This window comes from Mesorhizobium sp. WSM2240, assembly GCF_040438645.1.
In the GTDB taxonomy this organism is placed as follows: domain Bacteria; phylum Pseudomonadota; class Alphaproteobacteria; order Rhizobiales; family Rhizobiaceae; genus Allomesorhizobium.
The window spans coordinates 990,292-1,015,720 of record NZ_CP159253.1; the positions used below are offsets into that span (position 1 = coordinate 990,292).

At 59.6% G+C, this 25,429-nt stretch carries 22 protein-coding genes and 6 pseudogenes; 13 read left to right on the top strand and 15 right to left on the bottom strand.

From position 1 onward, the window contains the following. Window positions 1-177 precede the first annotated feature (177 nt). From ccoG to ABVK50_RS04735, 6 genes and pseudogenes are all read left to right on the top strand, one after another. Window positions 178-1,737 carry a cytochrome c oxidase accessory protein CcoG gene (gene ccoG, locus ABVK50_RS04710; RefSeq protein WP_353642624.1) on the top strand — a complete coding sequence of 520 codons (1,560 nt, stop codon included), beginning with the start codon at window positions 178-180 and terminating at the stop codon, window positions 1,735-1,737. Continuing rightward, window positions 1,734-2,231, top strand: a complete 498-nt coding sequence (locus tag ABVK50_RS04715; protein ID WP_353642623.1) for a FixH family protein — start codon at window positions 1,734-1,736, stop codon at window positions 2,229-2,231. The genes ccoG and ABVK50_RS04715 overlap by 4 nt, the downstream gene beginning before the upstream one ends. Then, window positions 2,228-4,516 (top strand): cation-translocating P-type ATPase, encoded by a 2,289-nt coding sequence (locus tag ABVK50_RS04720; RefSeq protein WP_353642622.1) that lies wholly within the window; start codon window positions 2,228-2,230, stop codon window positions 4,514-4,516. Before ABVK50_RS04715 ends, ABVK50_RS04720 begins: the two co-directional genes overlap by 4 nt. After that, complete coding sequence (gene ccoS / locus ABVK50_RS04725; protein ID WP_353642621.1) at window positions 4,513-4,668, top strand: cbb3-type cytochrome oxidase assembly protein CcoS; 156 nt, start codon at window positions 4,513-4,515, stop codon at window positions 4,666-4,668. The genes ABVK50_RS04720 and ccoS overlap by 4 nt, the downstream gene beginning before the upstream one ends. Before the next feature lie 557 nt (window positions 4,669-5,225). Beyond that, window positions 5,226-6,407: a 5-demethoxyubiquinol-8 5-hydroxylase UbiM gene (gene ubiM / locus ABVK50_RS04730; RefSeq protein ID WP_353642620.1), complete on the top strand. Its 1,182-nt coding sequence runs from the start codon at window positions 5,226-5,228 to the stop codon at window positions 6,405-6,407. A 149-nt stretch (window positions 6,408-6,556) separates the two neighbouring features. Beyond that, window positions 6,557-6,768 (top strand): annotated as a pseudogene (locus tag ABVK50_RS04735) (transcriptional regulator); the annotation flags it as partial. A 64-nt stretch (window positions 6,769-6,832) separates the two neighbouring features. On the opposite strand, the pseudogene ABVK50_RS04740 reads toward ABVK50_RS04735, so the two are convergent. From ABVK50_RS04740 to ABVK50_RS04750, 3 pseudogenes are all read right to left on the bottom strand, one after another. Beyond that, window positions 6,833-7,059 (bottom strand): annotated as a pseudogene (locus tag ABVK50_RS04740) (MucR family transcriptional regulator); the annotation flags it as partial. Between the two features lie 257 nt (window positions 7,060-7,316). Continuing rightward, a pseudogene (locus ABVK50_RS04745) lies at window positions 7,317-7,604 on the bottom strand (transposase); the annotation flags it as partial. An 18-nt stretch (window positions 7,605-7,622) separates the two neighbouring features. Beyond that, window positions 7,623-7,799 (bottom strand): annotated as a pseudogene (locus tag ABVK50_RS04750) (transposase); the annotation flags it as partial. A 1,352-nt stretch (window positions 7,800-9,151) separates the two neighbouring features. On the opposite strand from ABVK50_RS04750, the gene ABVK50_RS04755 reads away from it, so the two are divergent. Further along, window positions 9,152-9,991 carry a GNAT family N-acetyltransferase gene (locus ABVK50_RS04755; protein ID WP_353642619.1) on the top strand — a complete coding sequence of 280 codons (840 nt, stop codon included), beginning with the start codon at window positions 9,152-9,154 and terminating at the stop codon, window positions 9,989-9,991. Window positions 9,992-10,061: 70 nt separating this feature from the next. On the opposite strand, the gene ABVK50_RS04760 is transcribed toward ABVK50_RS04755, so the two are convergent. The 4 genes and pseudogenes from ABVK50_RS04760 to ABVK50_RS04775 form a co-directional block, all read right to left on the bottom strand. After that, a complete protein-coding gene (locus tag ABVK50_RS04760; protein WP_353642618.1) occupies window positions 10,062-10,376 on the bottom strand; it encodes a transposase in 315 nt (104 codons plus the stop codon). 304 nt (window positions 10,377-10,680) lie between these two features. Next, window positions 10,681-10,947, bottom strand: a pseudogene (locus ABVK50_RS04765) (helix-turn-helix domain-containing protein); the annotation flags it as partial. Between the two features lie 160 nt (window positions 10,948-11,107). Beyond that, window positions 11,108-13,798: a condensation domain-containing protein gene (locus ABVK50_RS04770; RefSeq protein ID WP_353642617.1), complete on the bottom strand. Its 2,691-nt coding sequence runs from the start codon at window positions 13,796-13,798 to the stop codon at window positions 11,108-11,110. Between the two features lie 265 nt (window positions 13,799-14,063). Beyond that, a pseudogene (locus ABVK50_RS04775) lies at window positions 14,064-14,614 on the bottom strand (IS5 family transposase); the annotation flags it as partial. Window positions 14,615-14,748: 134 nt separating this feature from the next. Between ABVK50_RS04775 and ABVK50_RS04780 the strand changes: the two are divergent. The 4 genes from ABVK50_RS04780 to ABVK50_RS04795 all read left to right on the top strand — a co-directional run bounded on the left by ABVK50_RS04780 (window position 14,749) and on the right by ABVK50_RS04795 (window position 16,298). Next, complete coding sequence (locus tag ABVK50_RS04780; RefSeq protein ID WP_353642616.1) at window positions 14,749-14,997, top strand: hypothetical protein; 249 nt, start codon at window positions 14,749-14,751, stop codon at window positions 14,995-14,997. Window positions 14,998-15,030: 33 nt separating this feature from the next. Further along, window positions 15,031-15,387 (top strand): hypothetical protein, encoded by a 357-nt coding sequence (locus ABVK50_RS04785; RefSeq protein ID WP_353642615.1) that lies wholly within the window; start codon window positions 15,031-15,033, stop codon window positions 15,385-15,387. 210 nt (window positions 15,388-15,597) lie between these two features. Then, on the top strand, window positions 15,598-15,816 hold the full coding sequence (locus ABVK50_RS04790; RefSeq protein ID WP_353647010.1) for a hypothetical protein: 219 nt from the start codon (window positions 15,598-15,600) through the stop codon (window positions 15,814-15,816). Then, window positions 15,786-16,298 (top strand): hypothetical protein, encoded by a 513-nt coding sequence (locus ABVK50_RS04795; RefSeq protein ID WP_353642614.1) that lies wholly within the window; start codon window positions 15,786-15,788, stop codon window positions 16,296-16,298. Before ABVK50_RS04790 ends, ABVK50_RS04795 begins: the two co-directional genes overlap by 31 nt. Here ABVK50_RS04795 and ABVK50_RS04800 read toward each other — a convergent pair. From ABVK50_RS04800 to ABVK50_RS04820, 5 genes are all read right to left on the bottom strand, one after another. Continuing rightward, window positions 16,281-17,312, bottom strand: a complete 1,032-nt coding sequence (locus ABVK50_RS04800; protein ID WP_353646022.1) for a prephenate/arogenate dehydrogenase family protein — start codon at window positions 17,310-17,312, stop codon at window positions 16,281-16,283. The genes ABVK50_RS04795 and ABVK50_RS04800 overlap by 18 nt on opposite strands. A 196-nt stretch (window positions 17,313-17,508) precedes the next feature. After that, window positions 17,509-18,783: an acetyl-CoA carboxylase biotin carboxylase subunit family protein gene (locus ABVK50_RS04805; RefSeq protein ID WP_353642613.1), complete on the bottom strand. Its 1,275-nt coding sequence runs from the start codon at window positions 18,781-18,783 to the stop codon at window positions 17,509-17,511. Between the two features lie 147 nt (window positions 18,784-18,930). After that, on the bottom strand, window positions 18,931-19,254 hold the full coding sequence (locus ABVK50_RS04810) for an ATP-binding protein (protein ID WP_353647041.1): 324 nt from the start codon (window positions 19,252-19,254) through the stop codon (window positions 18,931-18,933). Continuing rightward, window positions 19,173-19,379 (bottom strand): hypothetical protein, encoded by a 207-nt coding sequence (locus ABVK50_RS04815; protein ID WP_353642612.1) that lies wholly within the window; start codon window positions 19,377-19,379, stop codon window positions 19,173-19,175. The genes ABVK50_RS04810 and ABVK50_RS04815 overlap by 82 nt, the downstream gene beginning before the upstream one ends. Before the next feature lie 66 nt (window positions 19,380-19,445). Then, window positions 19,446-19,580, bottom strand: coding sequence for a hypothetical protein (locus ABVK50_RS04820; RefSeq protein ID WP_353647058.1), 135 nt, complete (start codon window positions 19,578-19,580; stop codon window positions 19,446-19,448). A gap of 364 nt (window positions 19,581-19,944) precedes the next feature. Here ABVK50_RS04820 and ABVK50_RS04825 point away from each other — a divergent pair, with 364 nt between their 5' ends. Continuing rightward, entirely contained in the window at window positions 19,945-20,631 is a 687-nt protein-coding gene (locus tag ABVK50_RS04825) for a transposase (protein WP_353642611.1), read from the top strand. Between the two features lie 309 nt (window positions 20,632-20,940). Here the strand turns inward: ABVK50_RS04825 and ABVK50_RS04830 are convergent, their stop codons facing one another. Together ABVK50_RS04830 and ABVK50_RS04835 are read right to left on the bottom strand one after the other, a co-directional pair. Beyond that, window positions 20,941-21,153 (bottom strand): DUF6429 family protein, encoded by a 213-nt coding sequence (locus ABVK50_RS04830; RefSeq protein WP_353646020.1) that lies wholly within the window; start codon window positions 21,151-21,153, stop codon window positions 20,941-20,943. A 539-nt stretch (window positions 21,154-21,692) separates the two neighbouring features. Continuing rightward, the gene (locus ABVK50_RS04835) at window positions 21,693-22,850 is read right to left on the bottom strand and encodes a Xaa-Pro peptidase family protein (RefSeq protein WP_353642610.1); all 1,158 of its coding nucleotides are present in this window, start codon (window positions 22,848-22,850) and stop codon (window positions 21,693-21,695) included. A gap of 1,215 nt (window positions 22,851-24,065) precedes the next feature. Here ABVK50_RS04835 and ABVK50_RS04840 point away from each other — a divergent pair. After that, window positions 24,066-24,368, top strand: a complete 303-nt coding sequence (locus tag ABVK50_RS04840) for a hypothetical protein (protein WP_353642609.1) — start codon at window positions 24,066-24,068, stop codon at window positions 24,366-24,368. Window positions 24,369-24,839: 471 nt separating this feature from the next. On the opposite strand, the gene ABVK50_RS04845 is transcribed toward ABVK50_RS04840, so the two are convergent. Beyond that, on the bottom strand, window positions 24,840-25,409 hold the full coding sequence (locus ABVK50_RS04845; protein ID WP_353642608.1) for a transposase: 570 nt from the start codon (window positions 25,407-25,409) through the stop codon (window positions 24,840-24,842). Window positions 25,410-25,429: the final 20 nt, after the last annotated feature.

The window sequence follows — 25,429 nt, forward strand, 5'->3', positions numbered from 1 at the left end:
GCCAAGCGACGAGGCCCGGCGTGAGCCGGGCCTCGACACCACTCCAGCGTTCGGCGATTTGACCTGCATCAATGCGGCGCTTCCCGCCACATGGCAAAGCTTGTTCAACGTTGCATTCCGGACGTCAGCCAAGCTCGGTCGCACGCCAAATCATCACCTGCGCGACTGGAGATGCTCGTGCTGGACAACATTCAGGTGAAACGGCCCGAAGACGAGGCGGTCAACTCCCCCAAGGTCCGTCATCCGCTCTATGCCGCACGCAAAAAGATATTCCCCAAGCGGGCCTCTGGCAGCTTTCGCCGCGTCAAATGGCTGGTCATGGGTATCACGCTTGGGACCTACTATCTGACGCCCTGGCTGCGATGGCAGCGTGGACCTTTTGCCCCGGATCAAGCCGTGTTGGTCGATATTTCCAACCGCCGCTTCTTCTTCTTCTTCATCGAAATATGGCCGCAGGAATTCTACTATGTGGCCGGCCTGCTGGTCATGGCCGGCATTGGCCTGTTCTTGATCACATCGACAATCGGCCGGGCCTGGTGCGGCTACACCTGCCCGCACACCGTATGGGTCGATCTGTTTCTGGTTGTGGAGCGCGCGATCGAGGGCGATCGCAACGCCCGCATGAAACTCGACGCCACACCCTGGAGGGCTCGCAAGCTCGTGCTGCGCGGTTCGAGTCACGCGATCTGGTTGGTGACAGCGGCCGCGACGGGCGGTACCTGGATCATGTATTTCGCCGATGCGCCAACGCTAGTTGGCGAAGTCTTCACCGGCAACGCCGCGCCCGTTGCCTACATCACCATCGCCGTGCTGACAGCGACCACTTACACATTTGCTGGACTCATGCGCGAGCAGGTCTGCACCTATATGTGCCCCTGGCCGCGCGTCCAGGCGGCCATGCTCGACGAGAATTCTCTCACCGTAACTTACAATGATTGGCGCGGCGAGCCTCGTTCGCGTCACGTCAAGAAGGTTCAGGCAGCCGGTCAGCCGGTTGGCGACTGCGTCGATTGCAAAGCCTGTGTCGCGGTCTGCCCGATGGGCGTCGACATTCGCGACGGCCAGCAGCTTGAATGCATCACCTGCGCACTCTGCATCGACGCCTGCCACGCCGTTATGGACAAGCTGGGCAGGGATCGAGGTCTCATCTCCTATGCGACGCTATCTGACTACAACGCCAACATGGCGCTAGCGACAGCAGGCGGCACGCGCACGATCGATCCCACTCTCGTTCGCACCGCCGGCGGCGCTTTCTCCGACAGGTTGGCGCATTTCCAAATTCGCAAGGTCTTCCGGCCGCGCACCTTCATCTATATGGGCGCCTGGTCCGCGGTCGGGCTTGCGATGCTCTATTCGCTGCTGACGCGCGACCGGCTCGAAATCAACGTTCTGCACGACCGCAACCCGCAATTCGTGACCCTGTCCGACGGCTCGATCCGCAACGGCTATACCGTCAAGCTCCTCAACATGATCCCCGAACCGAGGACTATCGTCCTCAGCTTGCAGGGACTGCAGGGCGCCGAGATGAGCATCGTCGGCATCGACCTTCCTGCCGACCGCTCCTTCGTCATTGCGGCCGAACCCGACCGGCTAAAAGTGCTCAAGGTTTTCGTTCGTCTGCCGGCCGACAAGGTCAAGGACGAGGTGCAGACCTTCAAGTTCCGCGCCGAGGACAATGCGAGCCTCGAGAGCAACGAATACAAGGCCAGCTTCAACGCACCGGAGACCCACAGATGAACGCCGACCCGCAAAAGCCCTATCAGTTTACCGGCAGGCATATGTTGTTCACCATTCTCGCCTTTTTCGGGGTAGTCACCGGCGTCAATGTGACCATGGCGGCGTTCGCCACAACGAGCTGGACCGGACTTGTCGTCGAAAACACCTATGTGGCCAGCCAGCAATTCAACCGGAAGGCGAGGGAAGGGCGGGCGCAGGCGGCGCTGGGCTGGACCGGCAAACTGACGATCGAGGCAGGCGAAGTCCGCTACAGTCTCAGCGACGCTGCCGGCAAGCCAGTCCCCCTTCACGGCGTAAAGATCCAGTTTCGTCATCCTGGCTATGAGGCGGAGGACAAGACTGTCACACTTACCGGCGCCTCCGGTCAGATATTCGCCGCGTTACATACGCCGAAGGATGGCGTCTGGATCGTCGAAATTAATGCCGACGCCGGCTTTGCTGAATCCTATCGCGACGTTCGCCGGATCATGATTTCCCGGGGAGTTCAGCAATGAGCTGCTGTGCGCCGGGCGCCGAAACGGCCCTTGGTGTGGTCGGCGCCGCACCTGTTTTGCCGTCGAGCCAGGAAATCAAACTGGCGAGCCGCCCGCTCGGCGGCGATGTGTATCAGACCGTTCTCTCGGTGCCGGCGATTCACTGCGCGGCCTGCATGCAGACCATCGAGACGGCGATTGGAAAGCTGGATCGGGTCGAGGGCGCCCGCGTCAGTCTGTCGACGAAGCGGGTCTCGGTGCGGTGGCGTGGGGAAGAGGTCCCACCATTTGTCGCCGCGCTTGGTCGGTTGGGCTATCAGACGCATCTGTTCGATCCTGTGCTGGACGAGAAGGACAAGACGCTTTCGGAACTCATCCGGGCCGTCGCGGTTGCCGGCTTCGCGACGGGCAACATCATGCTGCTTTCGGTGTCGGTCTGGTCCGGTGCCGAAGGTGCCACCCGGGACCTGTTCCATTGGGTGTCGGCGCTGATCGCAATTCCGGCCCTCGTCTTTGCTGGCGGCATCTATTTCCGCTCGGCGTGGAATGCGTTGCGCCATGGCCGCATGAACATGGACGTGCCGATCGCAGTCGGCGTTTCGCTCGCTTACGCTATGAGCCTCTACGAGACGATCCGCCATGGCGACGACGCCTATTTCGACGCGTCGGTGTCGCTGCTGTTCTTCCTGCTGATTGGCCGAACGCTGGATCACGTGATGCGGGAGCGGGCACGTACCGCGGTGAACAGCCTGTCGCGGCTGGCTGCGCGCGGTTGCATGGTGCTTCGCGGCGACGGTACACGCGACTACCTGCCGGTCGGCGAGATCGAACCGGGCATGCAGCTTTTGATCGCGGCCGGCGAAAGGATCCCCGTCGACGGCAACATCGTTGAGGGCTCGTCGGACCTCGATTGTTCCCTGGTTTCCGGCGAGAGCGCCCCCAGAGCCGTTGCGCCCGGGGAAAAGGTACAGGCCGGCACCCTCAATCTTACCGGCCCGCTGACCATGGTGGCGACAGCCGCGGCGAAGGATTCTTTCCTGGCGGAAATGGTCCGGCTGATGGAGGCGGCCGAAGGCGGCCGGGCCCAGTATCGCCGGATCGCCGACCGCGTCTCGGCACTTTATGCTCCGGTGGTCCACCTCACTGCGTCTGTGACCTTCCTTGGCTGGATGGCGGCGACTGGTGACTGGCACGGCGCCCTAACCATCGCCATCGCCGTTCTCATCATTACGTGCCCCTGTGCACTCGGCCTGGCGATCCCGATCGTGCAGGTGGTCGCGGCGCGGCGTCTGTTCGAAAGCGGCATCATGGTCAAGGATGGTTCGGCCATGGAACGCCTGGCGGAGGTTGACACGGCGGTATTCGACAAGACAGGCACGCTTACGCTCGGACAACCAAATCTTGTCAACGCCGCCTCCATCGACTCTACCATGCTGGCGATCGCGGCCGACATGGCCGCGCATTCCCGTCATCCGTTTTCAAGCGCGATTGCCGGCTTTGCAGGGGTTTCCGGCCAGCCCAAGTTTGAATCCGTCAGCGAGCACCCGGGCTTCGGGATCGAAGCCCGGGTGGCCGGAAACATCTGGCGTCTTGGCCGGGTCGGATGGGCAGGATGGAAAACCCGAATTGGCAGCGAAGGCAAATTAGGCGGCCACGGCGGTACGGTCCTATCGAAGAATGGGATCATTACCGCATCCTTCGCTTTCGAGGATACGCTCCGCCCCGATGCCAAGGCAGCCGTCGAGCAACTCAAAGATGCTGGCCTGTCGGTGGAAATTCTGTCGGGCGACACGGCAAAGGCCTGCGGGGAGGTGGCCGAAACATTGGGCGTCGACCGCTTCGCGGCCGCGATGTTCCCCTCCGGCAAGGTCGAACGAATCGAGACGCTAGGGAAAAACGGACACAAGGTTCTGATGGTCGGCGACGGCCTCAACGATACGCCTGCGCTGGGCGCGGCACATGTGTCGATCGCACCAGCGACTGCGGCCGATATCGGCCGCTGTGCCGCCGATTTCGTATTCCTACGCGACAGCCTCATGGCAATACCGCGCGCGCTCGACATCTCCAGGAAAGCCGGGCGGTTGATCCGGCAGAACATCGTCATAGCGCTCGTCTATAACGCCGTCGCGGTGCCGATTGCCATTCTGGGCCATGTCACGCCGCTGATCGCGGCAATCGCTATGTCTGCCTCGTCGCTTTTGGTCATCGGAAATGCGTTGCGCCTGCAGGGCTTTTTGCTCGCCAACGTCACGAGGGCTCCTTCCGCCAAGCGTTCCGGAATTCGCGCATCGGTGCAGCCTTCATGACAACGCTCGTCTACCTCATACCAGTAGCCATGTTCCTTGGCGCACTGGGGCTGTCCGGCTTTCTGTGGGCGTTGAGGAGTGGTCAATATGAGGATCTTGATGGGGCCGCTGAGCGCATCCTCATCGACCGGGAGGACAAGTCGGAACACTGACCCAGATCGCTGCGCCGATGACTGCGGACGCTAGCCATCTCACGACTGAGCCTGGCCGGGCGCACCGGAGGGAAAGGCCGCCATTCGATGATGATCTGAACAGACCATGGCCAAAATTGTTGGGGCAATCGACCAGTCGACCGTGAACCCGCCGTTGCCCCGCTTTGTCGCGTTTGGTTGATCGATATCAAGATTATCCTCTCATCGGCGTGGTTACGTCGACCAGTCATTCAAAGGAGAACGCGTGTCTAACGGACAGTTTGGTCGGCCGTCTCATCGTCTTGGCGGTTTTCGGATATTTCATCGTAGCGGTCGGGCTAGGGCTCCTTTGACGAATCGCGCCGCCGAAAACCTCGGCGACCAGTCTGGATCGAGACCGACACGAAGAATCGCCAAAGCTGGACCGGTTCGATCAGCCGCGCCCGTGTTTGATGAGACTGCACCTTTGTTGGGATATGATGCTGATCTCCTCTGCCCAGTAGCTTGAACGATGCAGCGGCAATGAAACGCAGCCACCAGCATCTTACGAAGATGGCCGACTCAATGGCGGCACGCTGATGGTCCGCTCCGACGAAAGGTTCGACATCGTTGTCGTCGGCGCCGGGCCGGTGGGACTCTCCTTCGCCGCATCGCTTGCCCAGAGTAAACTTAAGGTGGCGGTTGTTGAACAGCAGTCCCTGGAAAGGCTGGCGGATCCGGCTTTCGACGGTCGCGAGATCGCGCTGACCCACACCTCCATCAGAATCCTTCGTGAGATCGGGGCCTGGGATGCCATTCCCGCTTCGGACAAATCACCGATTCAAGGCGCGCGCGTGCTCAATGGATCGAGCGCTTTCGCTCTTTGTTTCGATCCCCCCAGCGGATCTGGGGAACCACTGGGAGTTCTGGTCCCAAATTGGCGGATCCGCGATGCTTTATTCAAGATCGTCCGCTCGCAGGATCATGCCCGGCTGCTGTGCGGCTACTCGGTTGTCGACGCAGCAAACAGCCACAATGGAGCAGTCATGACACTCTCCGATGGCAGGCAGCTGACCGCTCGGCTTCTCGTTGCAGCTGATTCACGTCTGTCCGCCACGCGCGACCTACTCGGCATCGGCGCCGATATCAATCGGCTTGGCAAGTCGATGCTGATTTGCCGAGTGAGGCACGAGCGCGTCCATAACCAGATCGCAGTCGAATGGTTCGATCACCATCAGACCGTAGCGATGTTGCCGCTCATGCAAGGCGTGTCGTCGCTGCTTCTAACCTTGCGCTCAGACCAGGCAGATAGACTGCTTGCCTTCGACGACGATTTGTTCGTGACAGAATTGACGAACCGGTGTCACGGGCGCCTCGGAAATATGACCTTGGCAAGCAACCGCCATTGCTATCCGCTCGTCACGACGTGGGCGCACAAGTTCTGGGCTCCGAGCGCCGCGCTCATCGGCGACGCTGCCATTGGGATGCACCCGGTGACTGCCTATGGCTTCAACATTGGCCTAAGCGGCCAGAAGCAACTCGCCCATAGGATATCGACAGCATGTCGCGACCGTCGCGACATTGCCGATCCCGACTTGCTCTACAGGTACGAAAGCTGGCTGCGCCTGTCGGCGGCGCCGATTTATTATGCCACGAACTTGCTCGTCAGACTCTACTCAGGCGAGCACCCGGCGGCACGGCTGGCAAGACATATGGGGCTTCGCTTTGGACAATATCTTCCCTTTGTCCGCCAGGGCATTTCGGCGATGCTGAGCCGGTGAACCACCGTCACCACAAGGTGAACCTCACTGAGGACGCTATCCCGCCACGGGCTCCTTTTTTCTATCTCACTGTCTATGCGTGAGCGACTTGAGATCTGTTGATGTATGACAAGGTCATTCCTGCATTTGGCAGCAGAGACATGCGGCTTACGCATCATTTCTTTGCCCGGGCGATCAACGCCACCGCCATCCACACATTCCTGTTCGCCGCCGGAACGGACATATGCCGCCACCTGCTGCTGTCGGCGCTAAACGGGCTGACGAGGGCAGGGAGCACCTGCTGGTCCTCGGCGGCCAAAACGCTATTGAACGCGTCGCCGCATTTCTGGTTGATATGTGGGCGCGGCAAGGCGGATATCGCGGGCGTCAAGCGACAGGTCAGTCACGCAACAGAGGCGGGGATGAACCCGCCTCTTCTTTACCGGCTAGGCGGCTTTCCTGCGCGCCCGCTTTACAGGTTCCGCCGCGTCGGGATTCCGGCCGAGCCCCACCTTCTTGGCGAGTTCTGAACGCGCCGACGCGTAGGACGGAGCGGATAGTCGGGCGGCAGATTCCACTTCGCCCTGTATTCTTCAGGAGTCATTCCAAACTTAGTCTTCAAATGCCGCTTCCGGGATTTGAACGTCTTCCCGTCATCGCGGCAGATCTGCCATTGAGGCCAAACGTCGATGCCGAAACGCGGTAAGCGCTCGGATATTCGTTGGAATCGCGAAGTAGCCGAAGTTCCCTGACACGACACGGGCCAGCCATTTCCCCTGTTCGGGATCGGCCAGTGCATCCGCCGCCGCAGCTCCCCTTGATGTCCTTGAGCTTCGCCCCGCCCGCATGCGGTCGCATCGGGTCTTCCGCTTAAGCTGGAAGCGCCCCTTTCGCGATTTGCCACAGATGAACGTGAAGCCCAGGAATGCAAAGCTTGCCCATCCATTGCGCCATCTGCGACCGGTCGATCTCGACCTGGTCGCGGGCATAGATCACTTCCTGCCGGTAGAGCGGCAGGCCATCGGCATATTTCAACACCGCGATCTGCGACAGCAGCGCTTGGGTCGGAATGCCGCTTTCGATGATGCGGGCGGGTACGGCTGCCTGGATGACGCCGTCCCAGCCCTTGAATGCATATTTAGGGCGACGCGTGACGATCACCCGGGACTTCGCCGGGGTGGTGACATCGAGCCGTTCGGATACGTCCTCGCCAATCGCATTGCGCCGCCAGCCAAACAGCTGCGAGCTCGCCAGTCCAGCCTGGCGCGCGATCGCCGACACGTTCGCACCCGGCTTCAGGGACTCTTCAATCAGCCGTGCCTTCGCTTCCGCCGACCAGCGTCGCCGCGGACGCTGCGGGCTTTGCATCCAGCCGGTTCGGAACCGCCTCAAGCACATGGAAACTTCTATCATCAGACATCGGTGCAGACATAGAACTTAACACTGCAAGCTCCTCGGCTCCTTCAGTGTCATCATCTCTCGCCCATCGTCTTATGCCGCGCCAGATGGGGTGAGCTTCACGCTTACGATTGAAAACGTCTTTCTGAAATATCAATAACAGCCGCTTCATCCGATACGACAACCGGGCAGATGGCCAGGCTCCTTGCGCCGTATCTCAATGATTGCAACAGATCCTTCAAATGGAATTACCAGAAACTTTACAATCGTCGATCGCCAACAATGATACGTCCACTACATAGGTTTGATCCGGCAAAAAGCTGACGTCGATTTACGACTGCCACACAGAACACAGGGCAACTCTTTCCACGGCCATACAGAAACGATTCCATGACACAGCCTCCGCTTCCCCCCCACCCTTTGCAGTGGAAGAATTCCGCTCGCGCCTCGCAGCATTGCGCACCGTTATGGCCGAGCGACAAGGGGGCCTTCTATCGTCGACCAGTTTTAGCACATGCCATATTTCGGCAGTCACGGTGCACAGCGGCCATGTATCAACCCTTGCTCCCACTTGATGACAAGCCGGCCGCAGTGATCCATGCGCTCGACGCTCCCGTCCTCAGCGAAATGAACTGGCTCATTGATTGCGTGGCATTCCGCGATAACGACAACCCGATCAAAGTCGTTCACGCGACGATCCTAGCCCCCGGCAATGGAACTTCGGCCATAGGCGTCGTGGGCGGCAGCCACCTTTTTATTGTTAACCGGGCACTAGAGCTCAAACCCTGCTGCCGGATTCCAGGACCGCTGATTTCTGCGGCGTCATGTGGGAAATGTGGCAGGTCAAATCGCCACTTGAACTCGCCTGTCTCAAGGTTGCCGCGGACATCTGCGACCGCGCAACGGTTGCTGGTGTTTTGGATGGCTTCACTATCGTGGCGGGGTGGCGACCTCATCGTGACGCGGCCGCCGACCAAGGGCACCATAGCGGCTCCGGCGATATCGTCGTGATCCTGTGTAACACTGATGTCAGGTTTGGCAACATGGGGGTCAACATCTTTGATATCCGATCGTTCAAAGAGGAGGTCCGTAACCTGGGTACGGCGGTGCCCATCACATCAGCTTGCCGGAGCTTGCGCCTGATTGAACGCGGTGGGTTCAATTGTGTGAGCTACGCGAACAACTTGATTGGGGTCTCGAACGTATGCACGAGGCGTGTCGGGTGCTCGATCAGAATGGCATCGTCTACGCGGTGTGGGCGAGAGCCTGGCATAAGGGACGCCGCCCGCCTTCTCCAGACGCCCCGCGGTCGCGTGGCATCCCTGTCGGTTGCGGACTTAAGCCTTACATAGAAAGGGCAATAGACTATGCGGAGCAGTGAGATCGAGTTTGCCGAGTTCCGAGCCGAACATCTCGACGAGACGCTGAAGCTCGCGGGCCAGGCCGGATGGACAAACAGCAAGGATGATTGGTCGACGCTTCTTGGCTTGGGCTGTGGATATGTTGCGATTTTGAACAATCACGTCGTCGGTACGATGTGCATGACGATGTTTGGGGAGGTCGCGACTATGGGCGCTTTGATTGTCGACGACACGATGCGCCGCCAAGGGCTCGGCAGTCAGCTTATGAAGCTCGCCCTAGAAAAAGCGGGCAAACGTGAATGCCGCCTCATAGCATCGTCCGATGGGAAGCCGCTCTACCGCAAGCTCGGATTTGACGAGTTGGAAACTATACATATTCATCAAGGGGTAGTTGCACGCGTGGAGGCCCCGGATGGAGCCGAATGGGCAATCCGAGGTGATTTTGACCAGATTTCCGAAATCGACCGAAGCGCAACGGGAATAGATCGCCAGGCACTCATATCGAGACTTTGGAACAAGGGAGTGTTTGCCGTCATCCGGTATGCGGGGAAGGTGGTGGGCTATGCTGCAGTGCTACCGTACGGGCGTGGCGAAGTAGCCGGGCCGGTCGTCGCATGTAGCACCAACGAAGCAAGGCGCCTGTTGTCCTTCCTGTTTTCACACCGTAAGGGCGCGTTGATCCGCGTAGACCTCCGTCAGCAGTCCGGGCTCGAAGGCTGGCTAACCTCGATTGGGATTGCAGAGGAGTCAACTCGCACGGCGATGGGACGCGGCACGGCCCACACTAACAAGGAAGCACCCTTCCGCACCTATGTGCTTGCCACAAGTCAGTTCGGTTTTCCATAATAAAGGTGCATGTTCCTGCATCTCCTGAACCGCCCCCGTTTCAACGAGACACCTAGGATATCCGTGTTGGTCAGGGAAGGGGAGATTGGGTCCATTCACGACCGTCCCTGAACAGTGAGTTTGCGAGGATGACCAACTTTCGCATGATGGCTGTGATGGCCTTCTTGGCAGGTTTGCCGGTCGCGATGAGGTGCTCGTACTTTGCCTTGAGGTTTGGATTGAATCGCATGGCGACGAGGGCGGGCATGTAGAGCGCCTGGCGGACATTGGCCCGGCCGCCGCGGATAAAGGCGCGGCCGGTCCACTGCCCGGACTGCCGCGCGACGGGAGCGAGGCCTGCCAGCGAAGCCGCTTGCCCGTTTTCGAGTGATCCGAGTTCGGGCATGTCGATGAGGAGCGCGAAGGCGGTGATCGCTGAGACGCCGGGGATCGAGACGAGGATGGCGAAGCGCGGGCGAGGTCGGTGTCTGCCGTGATGAGAGCCATGATCTCTTTCTCGATCGCGGCGATCTGGCGTTCGACCTGCCTGAGCTGCTCGGCGCGGCGAACTGCCGAACTCATTCCTGCCCGGCGGCGCTGGTCGCCGCGAGCGACGATGCGGACCGCGGTCAAAAACGATACCATCGGCGTCGAGATCTCGAAAGATCATCTCGATGCCCACCGCATGAGCGACGGCGAAAGCCACCGAGACCGAGAGGTGGAATGCGCGAAGGCCGCGTCTTGTCGCGCAACAGCCCTTCGAAGCCTTCCTCGGCAAAGCGTTCTTGCCAGCGCCACACGGAGGTCTTGGATCTACCGGTTTGCCGCATGATGTCGACGGTGCCGACGCCGGCGGCGCTCAGCAGGATTATCTCGGCGCGCCAGACGTGCTTCTGCCGCGTGTTGCGATCCTTGATGAGCGCCATCAGCCTCTGGTGATCGGTTGGCGAAACGGCGAAGGAAATCCCTGCGCCCATGCGCCAGACTCGCATGCGCACTCGCCCAAGGGAATCCCCATTCGGACTCTTATGTTAGGTGGTATCCACTAGTCGAGCACGAAGTGCGCAGCTCTTGCTCCGATATACCGTCGAAAGCTCGAGGATTGTTTCCGTGAGCGGTTCCTGCTCCATCGCCACCTCACCCTTCGGGCAAGTCGTCCAACCAGCAGGCGCCCTCCAGGTACGGCCGAGAAAAAATCTTTCCGATCTTTTCCAGACTCATGTTTTGATGATATCGCATATACACTCGGCCATCAGTTCCAACGTCGAGGATCTCAATCTTTCCTGTATAATGTGACATAATGTATTTGAATGTCTTTTGAATGCCGCTGAGACGTTGGTTGATGCCATGCGCAATCTCTAGTCCTCGGCGCAATGAAACCTGAAAATGCGACGCGCCTTTCACCGGCCTGCCTTGAAAGAGATAATAGGGACGGACACCCATTCGGTGACACTTGGCGAAGGTCGCTGCCAAGATCTTGGAATCATCATTGACTTTCGCGAGAAGCACGGACTGGTTGAGAAACTGCACGCCCTGTGCGCGCAGCGAGCGAATTCTGCGTTCCGCGTCGATCGAGATTTCCCCGATGTGGTCGAAATGTGTGACGATCACCGCGGCTTTACCCGCTTCATAGATCCGTTGGAACAAAGCCGGTAAAGCAGGATCCTCGAACCGCTTGGGCTCATAGGCGAACATTTTTGTGCCAAATCGAATCGAATCCAAATGGGGGATCGGCAGGAGGTGATCAAGAATTTTGTCGAGCTTGGCGGTGCTGAGCACGAATGGGTCGCCTCCCGACAACAGCACGTTCGTCATCTCAGGATGGCCACCTATATATTGGGCAATCTGAGCGAAGTCAGCTGTGATTTCATTGGAATCCTTCCCAACGATCCGTTTGCGAAAGCAATAACGGCAATATGAAGCGCAACGGTCCGTCACCAACATCAGCCCGGTCTGGGCGTATTTGTGTTGAAGTCCGGGCATGACCGTGTTGTCGTGCTCGCCACTCGTATCCAGATTGCCGGGACTCTTGAACTCGTGGAACGATGGCTCCACAATGTACTTAAGCTGATCGTAGTAACCGCTGTTGTTGATCTGCTCACGATAGAATTTTGATACATGATAACGCGTGATGTTGTTGGCTTGTAGTTCAGCCTCTGTAACGACGCGCGTCCCCTCGATGAAATTCATGACCCCAGTTTGGGGTTCCGGACTCGAGTTGGTGAGCGATGATTGAGGCGGGCAAACGCCATCCGCCGCCGAGATTGCCCGCACGTTAGGCTCGCGATAGCTCAGGCCCCGGCCCTCAAGGATCGCGATCGCCTCCGGATCCCGCTTCACCCGCGCCTCAAACACGTCGTGAATGCGGCGGTCCTGCGGATACGCCGCTTCCATCGAGTTGGGCTCCACCAGAACACGATGACGTCCCCCCGCCAACAGGAGCGGCGTCGACCATGCCCGCTGACCGGGGTCTGCCGCCATCTGGCTCAGCGCCTGATGCAAATACCCTACAAACGACTCAACCGTGCTCCGCTCAAATAGCGGCGTCGCGTAGGTTAACCTTCCACGAATCGCCTCGCCGACCTCAGCAAGGTCAAGCACAAGATCATGTTGCGCGACACAGTCGCCAGCGCCGACGGGTTCAAGTTCAAGTCCCGGCAGCTCTGCAGGCTCCACGAAATTGATTTGCCACGCAAGTATGACCTGGATGATCGGGGCGGGAGCTATACGCGGGTTGATGAGTTCCATCGCTTGCTCAAATGGAAGGTCCTGGTTCGCCTGCGCCCCAAGTGCAGCGGCATTCACCCGCTCCAGCAATATTGCCAGCGTGGGATCGTCCGACAGGTCGATTCGTAACGGTAGCGTACTGAGGAAGAGGCCGATCAGCCCCGCGATCTCGGAGCGCGTGCGATTGGCGCTCGGCGTACCGATGAGCAGCTCGTCCTGACCCGACAACCGTGCCAGCACGAGCGCCCAGCCCGCCAGCAGCGTCACGAACAGCGTCGTCCCGTGGCGTTCGTTCAGCGCCTTGAGCTGCGTGGTCAGTGGCTCATGCAATACGAACTCGATGAAATTTCCGCGGTAGTCCTGCTGAGCCGTACGCGGCCGGTCCGTCGGCAGCTTCATCATCGTTGGCGCGCCGGCCAGCGTCCGGAGCCAGTATTCAGACTGCTGTTCCAACGCCTCGCCTACCAGGCAGCGGCGCTGCCAAAGGGCGTAATCCGCATATTGTACCGACAACGGCGACAGCCGATCCGCACGACCTTCCCGGGCCGCAGCGTAGAGTTCGCTGAAGTCGCTCGCTATGATTTTCCGCGACCAATCGTCCGAGATCATGTGGTGCATGGTGATCAGCAGCACATGATCGTCCACCGCAAAGCGCACCAGCCGTTCGCGGATCAGCGGTCCGATTTCCAGATCGAATACCGCCTGCGCTTCATGGCGCATTAAATCCGAAAGCGTCGCTTCCACATCAGTTGCCGCTGTCAGATCGTCTCGTTTCAGCGGCCGGCCGACGCGCGCCGGCCCAATCCGCTGGAATGGCTCGCCGTCCTTCATCCCGAAGGTGGTGCGTAGCGCCTCATGACGCGCCACCAACCCGTCTAAGGCCGACTGCAGGGCCGCCTCATCCAGCTCGCCGCGAAGCCGCAGGCCCATCTGAATATGACAGGTCTCTCTGCCGCCCGCCAGACGCGATAGGATCCACACCCGCTGCTGGGGGAATGACAGGGGCACCCGCGACGGACGCGGCAACGCTTCAATTGGCGGGACCGCATTCAACGATGCGCCGGCTTTCGCATTGGCCTGGATCGTTCGAGCAGGGTTCATGTGGACCTCCGGAGAACAGTGAGACTACCATGGTCGCAACGGGTGCTTACCGTGTCCCTTGCAATCTGCGTGCCACCGAAAAGGCTGTGCTGGCGCCGTGCGAGAAGCAGTGTGTTTCGCGCCGCAGTGGCGGAATACTTGCGCCTGAGTTTGTCTGGTTCCGAACACAGACGTTTTCAACCGGACACGGCTGACCATTGCAACACCGACTTCTGCCGTGTTGCCTCATGTAATTTTGTTACCGACTGCCTCACCAAGAATGTTACTAGGACGTAGACTCATTACCGCGTAGCAAGATGCGGATTGAGACGAGTTTGAGAGCGGCGAGATAGTTCTCGGCTAGCTTGTCGTAACGGGTTGCGATGCGGCGGAACTGCTTGGCTTTGTTGTTGAAGAAGCGCTCGACGAGGTTGCGCGCCTTGTAGAGGAAGGGACTGAAGCAGATCGGGTCCTTGCGGTTGGCCTTGGGCGGGATGTTGGCCCATGCCTTTCGCTCGGTGACGACAGTGCGCAAGGTATTGGCATCATAGCACTCGTCGGCGAGCAGCATGGCACCCTCCGGCAAATCCTTGATCAAGTCCACTGCGGAGGCGATGTCGCTCTTCTGGCCTGCCGTGAGCATCAGCTTGATCGGCCTGCCTTGCGCGTCGACAAGAGCGTGGATTTTGGTTGTAAGCCCGCCTCGGGAACGACCGAGACAATGATCTTGATCCCCCTTTTTGCCGTCGCAGCCTACTGGTGGACGCGAACGATTGAGGTATCGGTCATCTGGACTTTGTCCTCGTGGGCATTGGTAATCACATCCATCAGGCGGTCCCGCGGCTGTGGCGTGCGCAAACTGGCGGTGATAATGCATACGATGCTCAACATCGGCGAGCTCTTCAATCCGAATGCAGGAGCCAAGCCACAACGCAATCCGAACAGCGTACAGAATCTGAACGTCTGCTGGCGTGCTTCGCACCGTCTGGTCGGCTCCGACGACGGATGCCAAGCTCAAGAAGCGCATCGTGCGCACCGTTATCCATGAAGTAGTCGCCGATATCGATGATGAAGCCTCCGAGATCGTCCTGCTGATCCATTGGATCGGCGGCGTCCATACAGAACTGCGCCTGCCCAAACGGCGACGTGGCCAGCGCAATGCGACCTCCGCCGACATCATCGCAGCCATCCGGCAACTGGTGCTGATCGCCAGCGATTGACCTGATCGCCGGCATTCTCAACCGGAACGGCCTGTGACCGGGCATGGCAATCGCTGGACACGGGAGCGGGTCACTGCGCACAGGTCGCATCACAAGATCCCGGTCTTCCGCCCGGCGCTGGACGGCATTGAGCCTTACCTCAATCTGAGCAAGGCGGCGCGCCTCCTCGGCGTCTCACCGAAGACCCTCAGGCTCGTCGTCGAATCCGGCGAGATCAAGGGTATCTATCCCTGCCGGATGGCCCATGGATCTTCAAGCGATCAGAACTTGGAAAGCCGGAAGCCCAGCGGATTGTTCATCGCGCGCGACAGAACCCCAAAAACCCCGCGGGAGCGCATCCCGATCAGCAAAACCTATTCCATTCAACGACATAGAAGATGGGTGTTATGAAACAGATGGTGTAATGGGCCACCAAGGCGCTCACTTCGCTACGGCGCTGTTGAGTTGCGCGCTCAGCTCGTGGCTTGCTTTGGGAGACAGCGGTCGTCCCTCACAATGATGGTGTGAAACGGAGTCGGGACTGGGCCCGCTCCAAGCATCCAGGAGAGACGACCATGGATTATTATGCCGGGATCGATGTGTCATTGGGAATACTCGAGCGTGTGCGTTGTCGACGCAAGCGGCAAGATCGTTCGCGAAGCCAAGAGCGAACCCGAGGCGCTGATTGCCTGGTTTGCGTCGCTTGGCGGGCTGGCGCCGATAGGGCTCGAAGCCGGGCCGCTGTCGCAACGGCTTTATGCAGCGATGCGAGAAGCGGGACTTTCGGTCGGACTCCTGGAGACGCGAATGTGCGGGACGCCTTCAAGGCGATGCCGGTGAAGTCGGATCGCAACGATGCTCGCGGCATCGCCCAGCTGATGCGGCTTGGCTGGTTCCGGCCGGTGCATTGCAAGTCGCTGGCGGCACAGGAGGTGCGGGCGGTGCTGACGGCGCGCAAGCTCGTCCAGTCGAAGCTGCGCGATGTCGAGAACAGCCTGCGCGGCTTCGGGCTGAAGGTCGGCAAGACGACGCCGCTCAGCTTCGGCGCCCGTATCCGTGAATTGGTCGCCAGCCACCCGAACCTGAAGACGGTGGCGGCGGGGCTGCTTTCGGTTCACGCCGTGCTCCTGCGCGAATTCCAGGCTTTCGAGAAAAAGGTTCGTGCGCTGGTGCGCCAGGACGCAAGAGCCAGGCGGGTGATGTCGACGCTTGGGGTGGGTGCGGCTCTCAGCATCTACCTTGATGCATCCGAGAGTTTGGGAGCCAACACAATGGCGAGTCCATGCCCTGACCCTCGTGCAACTTCAGAGGTCGGCAAGTGAAATACCTTCCGGCCCATTCACCCCTACATCAAGACCGATATGGCGTGGGGACGGCGAGGCAGACGACTGTAGGCTGTTGTGGCATAACCGCGGATGCCCGACTTCGTGGCGGCCGAAATCGGGCGCGTCGATATCCTGCCCCGCCTGGACGATCGAGCGGCGGACGGCGCGCGTGCGGGTGAAGAGATCGAACAGCTTATCGCTGTCGCCCCAACGGATCGCCCGCTGCAGCGAGGCTAGATCCTCCGAAAAGCGCGCCAGCATTTCGAGTATCGCGTCCCGGTTGTGCAGGCACACGTCGCGCCACATTGTGGGGTCGGAAGCGGCGAGGCGAGTGACGTCGCGGAAGCCGGAGGCCGAATATTTGATGACCTTGCTTTTTGTGACGGTCTCTAGGTCGTCCGCCGTGCCGACGATGTTGTAAGCGATGATGTGCGGCAGGTGTGAGACGATCGCCAGCGTCATGTCGTGGTGCCGCGGGTTCATCGTGTCGATATTCGAGCCGCAGCGGCGCCAGAATTCGGAGAGCTTCTCCAGCGCGGCGGGATCGGTGCCTTCCAGTGGCGTGAAGATGCACCATCGGTTTTCGAATAGTTCGGCAAAACCCGCATCGGGGCCTGACTTCTCCGTGCCGGCCAGGGGATGGCCGGGGATGAAGTGTACGCCCTCCGGCACGAAGGGCTGCATCTGAGCGATCACGGAGACCTTAGTGGAGCCGACATCGGTGAGGATAGCGCCCTTCTTAAGCGCCGGTGCGATGTCTTCAGCCACGGCGCCGGATGCACCGACGGGCACTGAGACGATCGCAAGATCGGCGCCACGCACCGCCTCTTTCGCGTCGGTTGTGTAGCCGTCGCCGAGTTTCAGCTCCTCGGCGCGCTTCAGGGTCTCGACGCTACAAGTTGCAATGGCGATATGTCCGGCCAGCCCCTCGCGGCAGATGACGCGCGCCAGGGAAGAGCCGATCAGGCCGATGCCGACCAAAGCGATCTTTTCAAACAGGGGCTTCGACATAACTACTTTCAGGAATTCGGTGAGTGCGCGGACTATGCAGCGATCGGCTTCTTCGGCTCCGACCGCCATCCGCAACGCATTGGGACAACCTGCAAAGCACAAGCGAATATAGCCGCGCCCTGAGATGATCAACGAGACGATCCCGCCAAAAGCGCCGCTGCTCTCCTGCTCTCGATAGCACCAATGTTGGCGACGATCACCTCTTACCCGGGGCCTCCTGTGCCGGTGTAAGGGCCGCAGAACGTTCCTGGCCCGGGGTCGGAAAGGGTGTGATCGACCAATCGATTAAGTCGACAGCACGCTGAAGTATCGTCTCCGTCTGAGCTTGGCTGTCTGAAGCGGCGATGACATGTCCGATTGTATCTCGGTAATCGCCTTTTCTGGCGATAGGCGTCTTGGGTTCAACATACCACTTGACCTCCGCGACACCTGGTATGGCAGCCGCCCGAGTGTCGTCGCCGATCCTATCGAGGATGCCATCGCGATCAGCAACTAGGAGCCGCGTGATCGCGGTGTGCGAATGCCTTCTGCGCAAGTCCCACTCCTCGCTGATGATTAGCTTGATGTGCTCCTTGATGAGATCGACACCATAAGCCAGATGAACGCGCCGAGGATTGGTTCCACCCGCAAGACGCGGATTGACTTCGATGACGACTGGACCACGCGTTGTCCACCGGAATTCAATGCACTTAGGGCCCCAGCCAAGGCTGAGAGCTTGCAAACATCTCAGCGATACTTCCGCGATCCGCTGCTGATCTTCGTCAGGCAGCGGGGCCGGAAAGATACTCTTACGGCCGACGAAATACGGTGGTGGGCCGAAGTCGGCGGCACCAATCCCAATGACCTCATTTCCCATTATCTCAGCGCAATAGTAGGGGCCCTGTGCAAATTCTTCGACCAGCATCCGGGGCGAAGACCGCCATATGTGCTTCCCGCCCAGCAGGTAGGTCGTATGTTCGGCTAACTCATCGGCATTGCGGCACAATCGAACCCCGCTGCTTCCGGTGCCTACGGCTGGCTTAAGAACCAACGGTAGGCCGATCTCCGCGGCAGAGCTTTCGACCTCTCTTGCATTCGTTGCCAGACGATAAGAAGGTATGGGGATGCCGGCCTCCGCGAGGAGCTGACGTTGAGTGAATTTGTCGCAGCATCGTTCAATTGATACGGGATTCGGTCCCGGGAGATCGAAATGCTGGCAGAGCTTGCCAACGCTCGCACAGACCGAGTCCACGACGCCCGTAATGCCAGCAATGTGATAAGTCGCACGCAGCCGGGAACATTCGTGGATCAGCGCATTAAGATCGTCGGTATCGACCTGGACTGTCTCAAGCTCTTCCGGCGCATGATAGTCATAGTGAGTTGGATCAGCTGACAGGGTAATTGGATGAAGACCAAGACGCCGAGCCGCTTTGACGTAAAGCGGACCATTGGACCTTGTACCTTCAACCAGGATGAGCGCTCTTCTTACCATCTGCGTCGACCTTCCGTTGGATGCTGTGCGGGAGTCTGAGCCTAATCAGGCGTTATTTTTATTCGCTACTGACCTCAGACCTTAGCGATAAATACCATTGCCAGCGATCTGCGGTCGCAAAGATTTTGTAAAAGTTATTTGAAGGATCTATTTGTGGATTTCGCAAAAGCCGGACAAGAGTTCCGCTAAGTCCCGGACAGCTTTTTCGCTAATGCCGGGACAGTTTGGCCGGAAGCTGCCATCGAGGCCAGCGAGCGCAAGATCCTCGAACAGGCGCGGCACGCGAACATAGAGCACGGAATGATCGAGCCGTGCCGCTTGCCGGCCGAAGGCGCAGGCTAACCATGACTTGCCGGTCTCTCCGGTGACGATCAGATCCTCATGCGCCTTCAGCCATTCGCCATGGCGAGCGCCATGGTGTTGCGCCGGTCGAGGCCACGCGGCGCGGCAAAATCGATGTCCTCGATGCAGGCTTCTGGAAAGCGCAGCTTGGCTGAGGCGATGTGGTTCCTGACGCGCTTGTCGGCACGCCTCTCGTCGCGGCTGAGCTCATTGGCGCTGCTCTGTTGAGCCAGTTCGCGCCAGGCGGCGGCCATCCAGCAAGTCCGAGGGCTTGCATCTGATCAAGGGTAGGATTTGTCAGCATTCGTTCTTCCTTTCCTTCACTGGTAATAGGTGCTGCCGCGGATGTTGGCGTGCGGAGCTGTCGGCTTTGCCGGCTCTGCGGAGCTGGCCCGATCGAGGCCGGACTTGAGAATGGCGGTGACGGACGCGTAGGTGATCGCGTTGATCAGCAACGCCCGCTCGCAGGCGCCTCTGTGCAGCGCGGCAGCATGAGCATGCACTCGGCGACTGCGAGGTCATGATGGGCGGCATGTGAGGAGGTCGTGAACGTCAAGGGCAAATGATCCGTGATCGGCATCAGGAAAAGCACCGAGGCTCCAGCGAAAAGCTCGTTGAGTTGATTTGCGCCTGATCCGCGAATCGCATGACGGCCAGCGGCACCTCCGATGCCGCATCACAGGTCTGACACATGACCGCACCCGATCACATGCTCGAGACGCAAACGGCACTTGCATGAGACGGGGCCAATGGTATGGACCCCGCCCTCGCGGCGAGGTGTTATCTTGGACGTCTCAACTGCGATGAAGGAGGAGTCTTATGCAGGTCGTTCGGATAGGTCTGGATTTGGCGAAATACGTGTTTGCAGTTCATGGAGTCGATGCACGCGGCAACATCGTCCTGCGAATGATGCTGCGGCGGGATTCCGTGTTGCGCTTCTTCGCCAATCTGCCTCCGTGCCTGATGGGCATGGACGCTTCGAACGGGGCGCATTACTGGGCCCGCGTTCTCACCGACCTCGGCCATCAGGTGCGGCTGATCAGTCCTCAGTTCGTGACGCCATACGTCAAGTCGAACAAGAACGACCGGAACGATGCAGAAGCCATCTGCGAAGCCGTCGGCCGGCCGTCAATGCGCTTCGCTCCGCCGAAATCCGATGAACAGTTGGCCGTGCAGGCCGTCCATCGGATTCGCCGTCGCCAGTTCGCGGCGTGGCTGGGCCTTGTGCCGAAGCAGCGATCAAGCGGAGGACGGGCCCGACTGTTCGGCATCAGCAAACGCGGCGACCGTTATTTGCGCACGCTGATGATCCATGGCGCTCGCGCCGCTCTGGGTCGCGCCGGCGGCAAACAGGATCCGCGAGGCCTATGGCTCGGCAAGTTGCGGGAACGGCGTCATCCCAATGTCGCGGCGGTCGCGCTCGCCAACAAGAATGCGAGGATCGTCTGGTCAATGCTCTCGGGTCATGCGGCCTATCAACCGGACCTGTCGGTGAAAGCAGCCTGACGCTCCCTGGAGAGCGAGAAGGAGATTCCACCTCGGCAATTGCAGCAAAATGGCAGGAGATGGCGAAACGGTCACCCCGTCGCTTCCCGAACCTGGTGTGTGGACCGGCACGGCTTCGGCCGATGTCTGGGGGCCGTTGAGGTGGAAGCGGCGAAAACCCATCGAGGCTCGCGGCGCTGAACATCGAGCCGCATGAGGAAGCCGGATATACGTCAGCAGTTGTGACCATCAACCGGATTCAGCCAACCTGTTGCAATCGGGCGGGGTCCATATACGTCCACATATGGAATTGGAACGCCTGCCCAGCGCTCATGGCCCCGGCCGCCTGAACAAGGTGCGGAACAGTGACTCCGCACGCCGCAGGCCTTCATCTGTCAGAATCACTGACTTCGCCTTGTTTGCAGGATTCTCGATCAGCCCCTTCTGGTGCAAACGATCAAGAGCATTCCAATCCAGACCCTTCCAGGCGCGCCTCTCGTCATGCAGCGTTAGCCAAAGCAAGCCCAGAGCAGCATCATCGATCTTGTCGGTCGATCTCCATGAACGTAGTTTAACACGGGAAACGGTGTCTGCAGCGGCTCGGACCGGATGGATACACCCAAACTGCGGCTCCCAATAGGGAACAGCAGGCACTAGCGGTGCTGTGAACCAACTGCCGAAGTGCGTAATGCGGGAAAGCCGCACGCCACATTCTGTGGGAACGGGGGCGGGTGACCACCTTCGGTGACCCCGGTGGGCGGCGCCGCGAGGCGTCCCCTATCCCGATCAATCCCCGCGCTGCCGATTTTCCGAACAGCCTCTTACGGCCGCAGCGTTCGAGCCGGGCGCAATCGCTGCCGCGCGGGACTCGCAGGCAGCCGATCACAGGCGTCGAGCGCGCATACATCGCTCTTGGTCGAAAATACGGTGTGCATAACACCCCCGCGTTTCTATCCGCTGATGCCAAGGACGTGCGGACGTGATTATGCGAGCTCGGCGACTCATCAATTTAATTTTACAGGGCGAACTCCTCGAATTGGCCGTGCGAAACAAGTGGTCGGCGCATTCGCATCGGCACAAGGTCAGTAATTTACCAGCAGGTCGCGTGACATATTGCTGAGCGACTTCGCGCCATTATCTGTCACGCGAACGGTCTCACTGAAGATGTAACCATCGGTCTTTTCAAAGATGCCAATGAGGAGGTGGAAGGTCATGTTGGCCTGAAGCACGGTCTCATCTCCCTCCTGGAAGTTCGCACCGCCTTCCACCCAATCAATGCCTATCGCGTATCCGATTCTGGATTCCTTTCTCACACCTCGGGGTCCAAATTCGAGTCGAAAAGCTCGCTCAACATCGCTGCACCTCACTCCGGGCCGTATGGCTTCAAAGGCTGCGAGGAAACCGTCAACGCACGCTTGGTGCACGTGCCGCGATCTGGCGTTTGGCTCTCCCAAAAATACCGTCCGCGCCAGTGCGCAGGCATATCGGTGACGGAACGCGCCGAGCTCGAAATTAGTCTGGCATCCCATTTTGTAACGCCCATCAGTCCAGGTAAGATGTACCGCGTTCGCAGGGGAGCCTACATTCATGGAGATAGGACTGCGGGAGGTCCAGCCCGGAAATTCCGGAGTGCCCGTGTACAAAGCATGGTTTACGGCGGCGCCTACGTCGCATTCTCGGGCGCCAACAGAGATTGCGAGCCTGCCGACCTGCATAGCCCTATCCACGATCTTTCCCGCCTGCTCCATGTAGGCCAGCTCTGAAGGTGATTTTATCGCCTTCAGCGCGGCAACCACCCCATCGGCATCGATGAACTCAGAGACGCCTAAACTCTTGCTCAAGACAGCATGCCCCTTCACTCCAAGCACTTTGCCTGACAGTTCGACCCCAATACGGCTCGACTTGCTGCGCTCGCGAACAAGTTCACCAATGGGCTCCCATGCCGTGAACTGGCCCGTCGCAATGTATCTCTCCGGATAACTAAGAATGCGCGATTCCGGCAGGTAAGAACTGACCGGGCAACACAGAACGTCCATCTCACGCAATATGAGCCATGGATCTTCCTCGTCTTGGCACACAAGAGCGAGTTGCGGAACGTAGTCGGAAAACCCTTCGTAACCAGTGAGCCAGTTCATGTTTGCTTCACTTAACACAAGCAGCGTATCAATGCCTCGCTCGGCCATTTTCTTACGCAGTCGCGCTGTCCGTTCGCGATATTCATCCTGACTAAATGCGGGCACTAGCAGTTCTCCTATGTTAATAAATGACGCATTTGCATGAGGCATTCAATCCGGCCTTGCTTTCGTAATATTTCTTTAGCGTCGAACACTGTTCGAATCTCGCAAGATATTCCGCATATTCAGGCGCGCCCAACATTATGGTTGCATGCGTGCATCTTGCCGCGACCCTGCGAGGATCAGCGCTTGTTCGAGGGTCCTCGGATCGGCAAGGGATCCATGTCCCTCAATGTCGGCGCTTTCCAAATCAGCACTCCACGATATCGTCTCGGCTATTCTCGTTTCAGCATAATCGATGCCGAATGAAGTTCCTTATCTGCCGCCAACGGCTCTATGTTTTCGACCGATAATAGCGTTGGGATTCTGGTGGAGATAGCGCGCCCCTCATTTGCTTTAACCTGAAAGCCCGACGGGCCTCAAGAGCTATGGCTGAAACTGGGTGATGACGGTTTGACGAGAGCGGCGTATCGAGGCGGGTGATGAAGCCTGCCAGAACCTCTCAAGGAGAGCGATACGCCATGAATGAGGCTATCAACATTGTTCGCCTTCGTCAGCCTGACGAAATCGATGATCCCTGACGGATGTGCTTCGATCTGGCGCGCGCAAATCGTGAAGGCGCGGGAGGTGAACAATGATTTAGCAATCATCTCTCAAGCTTGCTGATTTCCAACCGGCGGCTGCAATGCCGCCCTGCCCGCAGGAGCAGCGGATGGAAGGGGGTCGAGAAGCTCAACCGGGCGTCGCCGGTTGGGTGGCATAAGCAGATTGGCCTTAACTGTACCGGATGTGGGCCATTGACCGCAGGCCGGGCTACCACAGTGCCTATGGCGAGACAACGAAGTGAGCGACTGAAGCCTCGTAACACAGATACTGCCTCTGAATCGCGCAATGGCGTGGAGGCACCGACAGCGATCAGATGCGGTAAGGCTCGTCTATCCTTACTGCTGGGCGCAGCGGTTGCGTCCGGGACGGGAGCCGCTCCTTTGACCCGTTCACCGTATCGCGCGGGGTAGAGCTCACCGCCTAAGGGCACCCAGGTTGGAGATCAGAACACGGGAACTTGGATCGTCTGCCCAGCACGGAACTGGGCTCGCCGCGACGGCCGGAGATGGACGACACCAAGGGCGGAGCTTCCGTAGTAGTCGGAGTGCGGGAAAGCCGCGCACAAGGCGAAGGGAAGCAGGAAGACGGTAGACTTGTACGACGGAGGAGCGATCTGTGGACATGGATCACTGGGCCGACGAGGCCTGGGTACTCGGCGTTCAACGCAAACTCTATCAGTGGAGTAAGGCAAATCCCGAAGGCGCGTGGCGAGACATGTGGGGTTGGGTTACCGACCTGCGTATGCTGCGTCATGCCTGGCAACGCGTAGCCTCTAACCGGGGCGGACGCATAGCTGGGATCGACGGGATGACTGTGGGGCGCATCCGGCAGAAGGGTGAGCATCGCTTCCTCGAAGGGCTTCAGGCAGAATTGCGCACGGCGATCGATGCCGTCAGCTACACCTGTATGGGGCGATGATTGTCAAGCCAGCTCCTGCTTCATTTCGTCCATCTCCTAGTTCGGCCGATTGGTGACCATCTCCTCGCCCCGACCTACCTTTGCTCTGGCCGCCGCGCGCAGTAACGGTCAAGGCAGGGCTGCAGGCCCGATCGCGCAGCGACTTGTCCTTGACGGTCACGAGCATGGTGGCAGGCTTGCTCGGTCGGCAGGGAGCCCTGCGAGGTGCCGACAATGGATTCCGAGGCGGAGTTCGCCATAAGCAGGCGCGGGTGCCGCGCGGCAGACTTGTATTCGGTCGATCTCAGTGGATCTGAACCATGATGCAGCATGCACATCGGTGGGCGAAGCTCCGGGGCGGCGGGCCCATTCTACGTCCGCGGTCCGAGGACCATGTGTAGCTTCGGGTTGCCGCTCGGATCATCATCGGCAGACCCTGCTGCGGGCCAGCCAATCGGATGTGCGTTTGCTCTCCTCTTCCACATGCCCCCGTCACGCCGCACGCAAACTGACGCCCTGCGGCGTCTTGCCCGTGGTGACGAGGCGCCACAGCGCAATCACAAGCTTGCGCGCCAGCGCGACGATCATCGTCTTGCGCGTGGCTTTGCGGCCGTCGGCCGTGCGCGTATGGAACCATTGGACGAGGGCACTGTCCTTCTGGAAGAGGAGAAAGCGCCAGGCCAATTGGATCATACCGCGCCGCACGCGGGCACTGCCGGCGCATGCCAGCCCCTTCTCGCGGCGGCGTTTGCCGCTCTCATCCGGCGACCCCGTGAGCCCGGCATAGCGCGCCACCGCGCGGCGATCGCGCAAGCCGCGCGACAAGATCTCGTGGACCAGCATGTCCGCCGTCTCGACACCGACGCCAATGATCCGTGCGATGAGGCGCACCATCGCATGTGGGCCTTCTGGTGCAGCCTGAGCCGCGGCGAGCCTACGCAGGCGGTCCTGTTCGATGACGCGGATCTGCGCACGTACGAGGTCGAGCCGCTCGAGCAAGCGGTGCAGCTCGGCGCGGGTGTTGTCTGGCAGCGGCGTTCCCTCCGCTGTGTGCATGGCCATGAGCCTGTCGGCCGCATTGC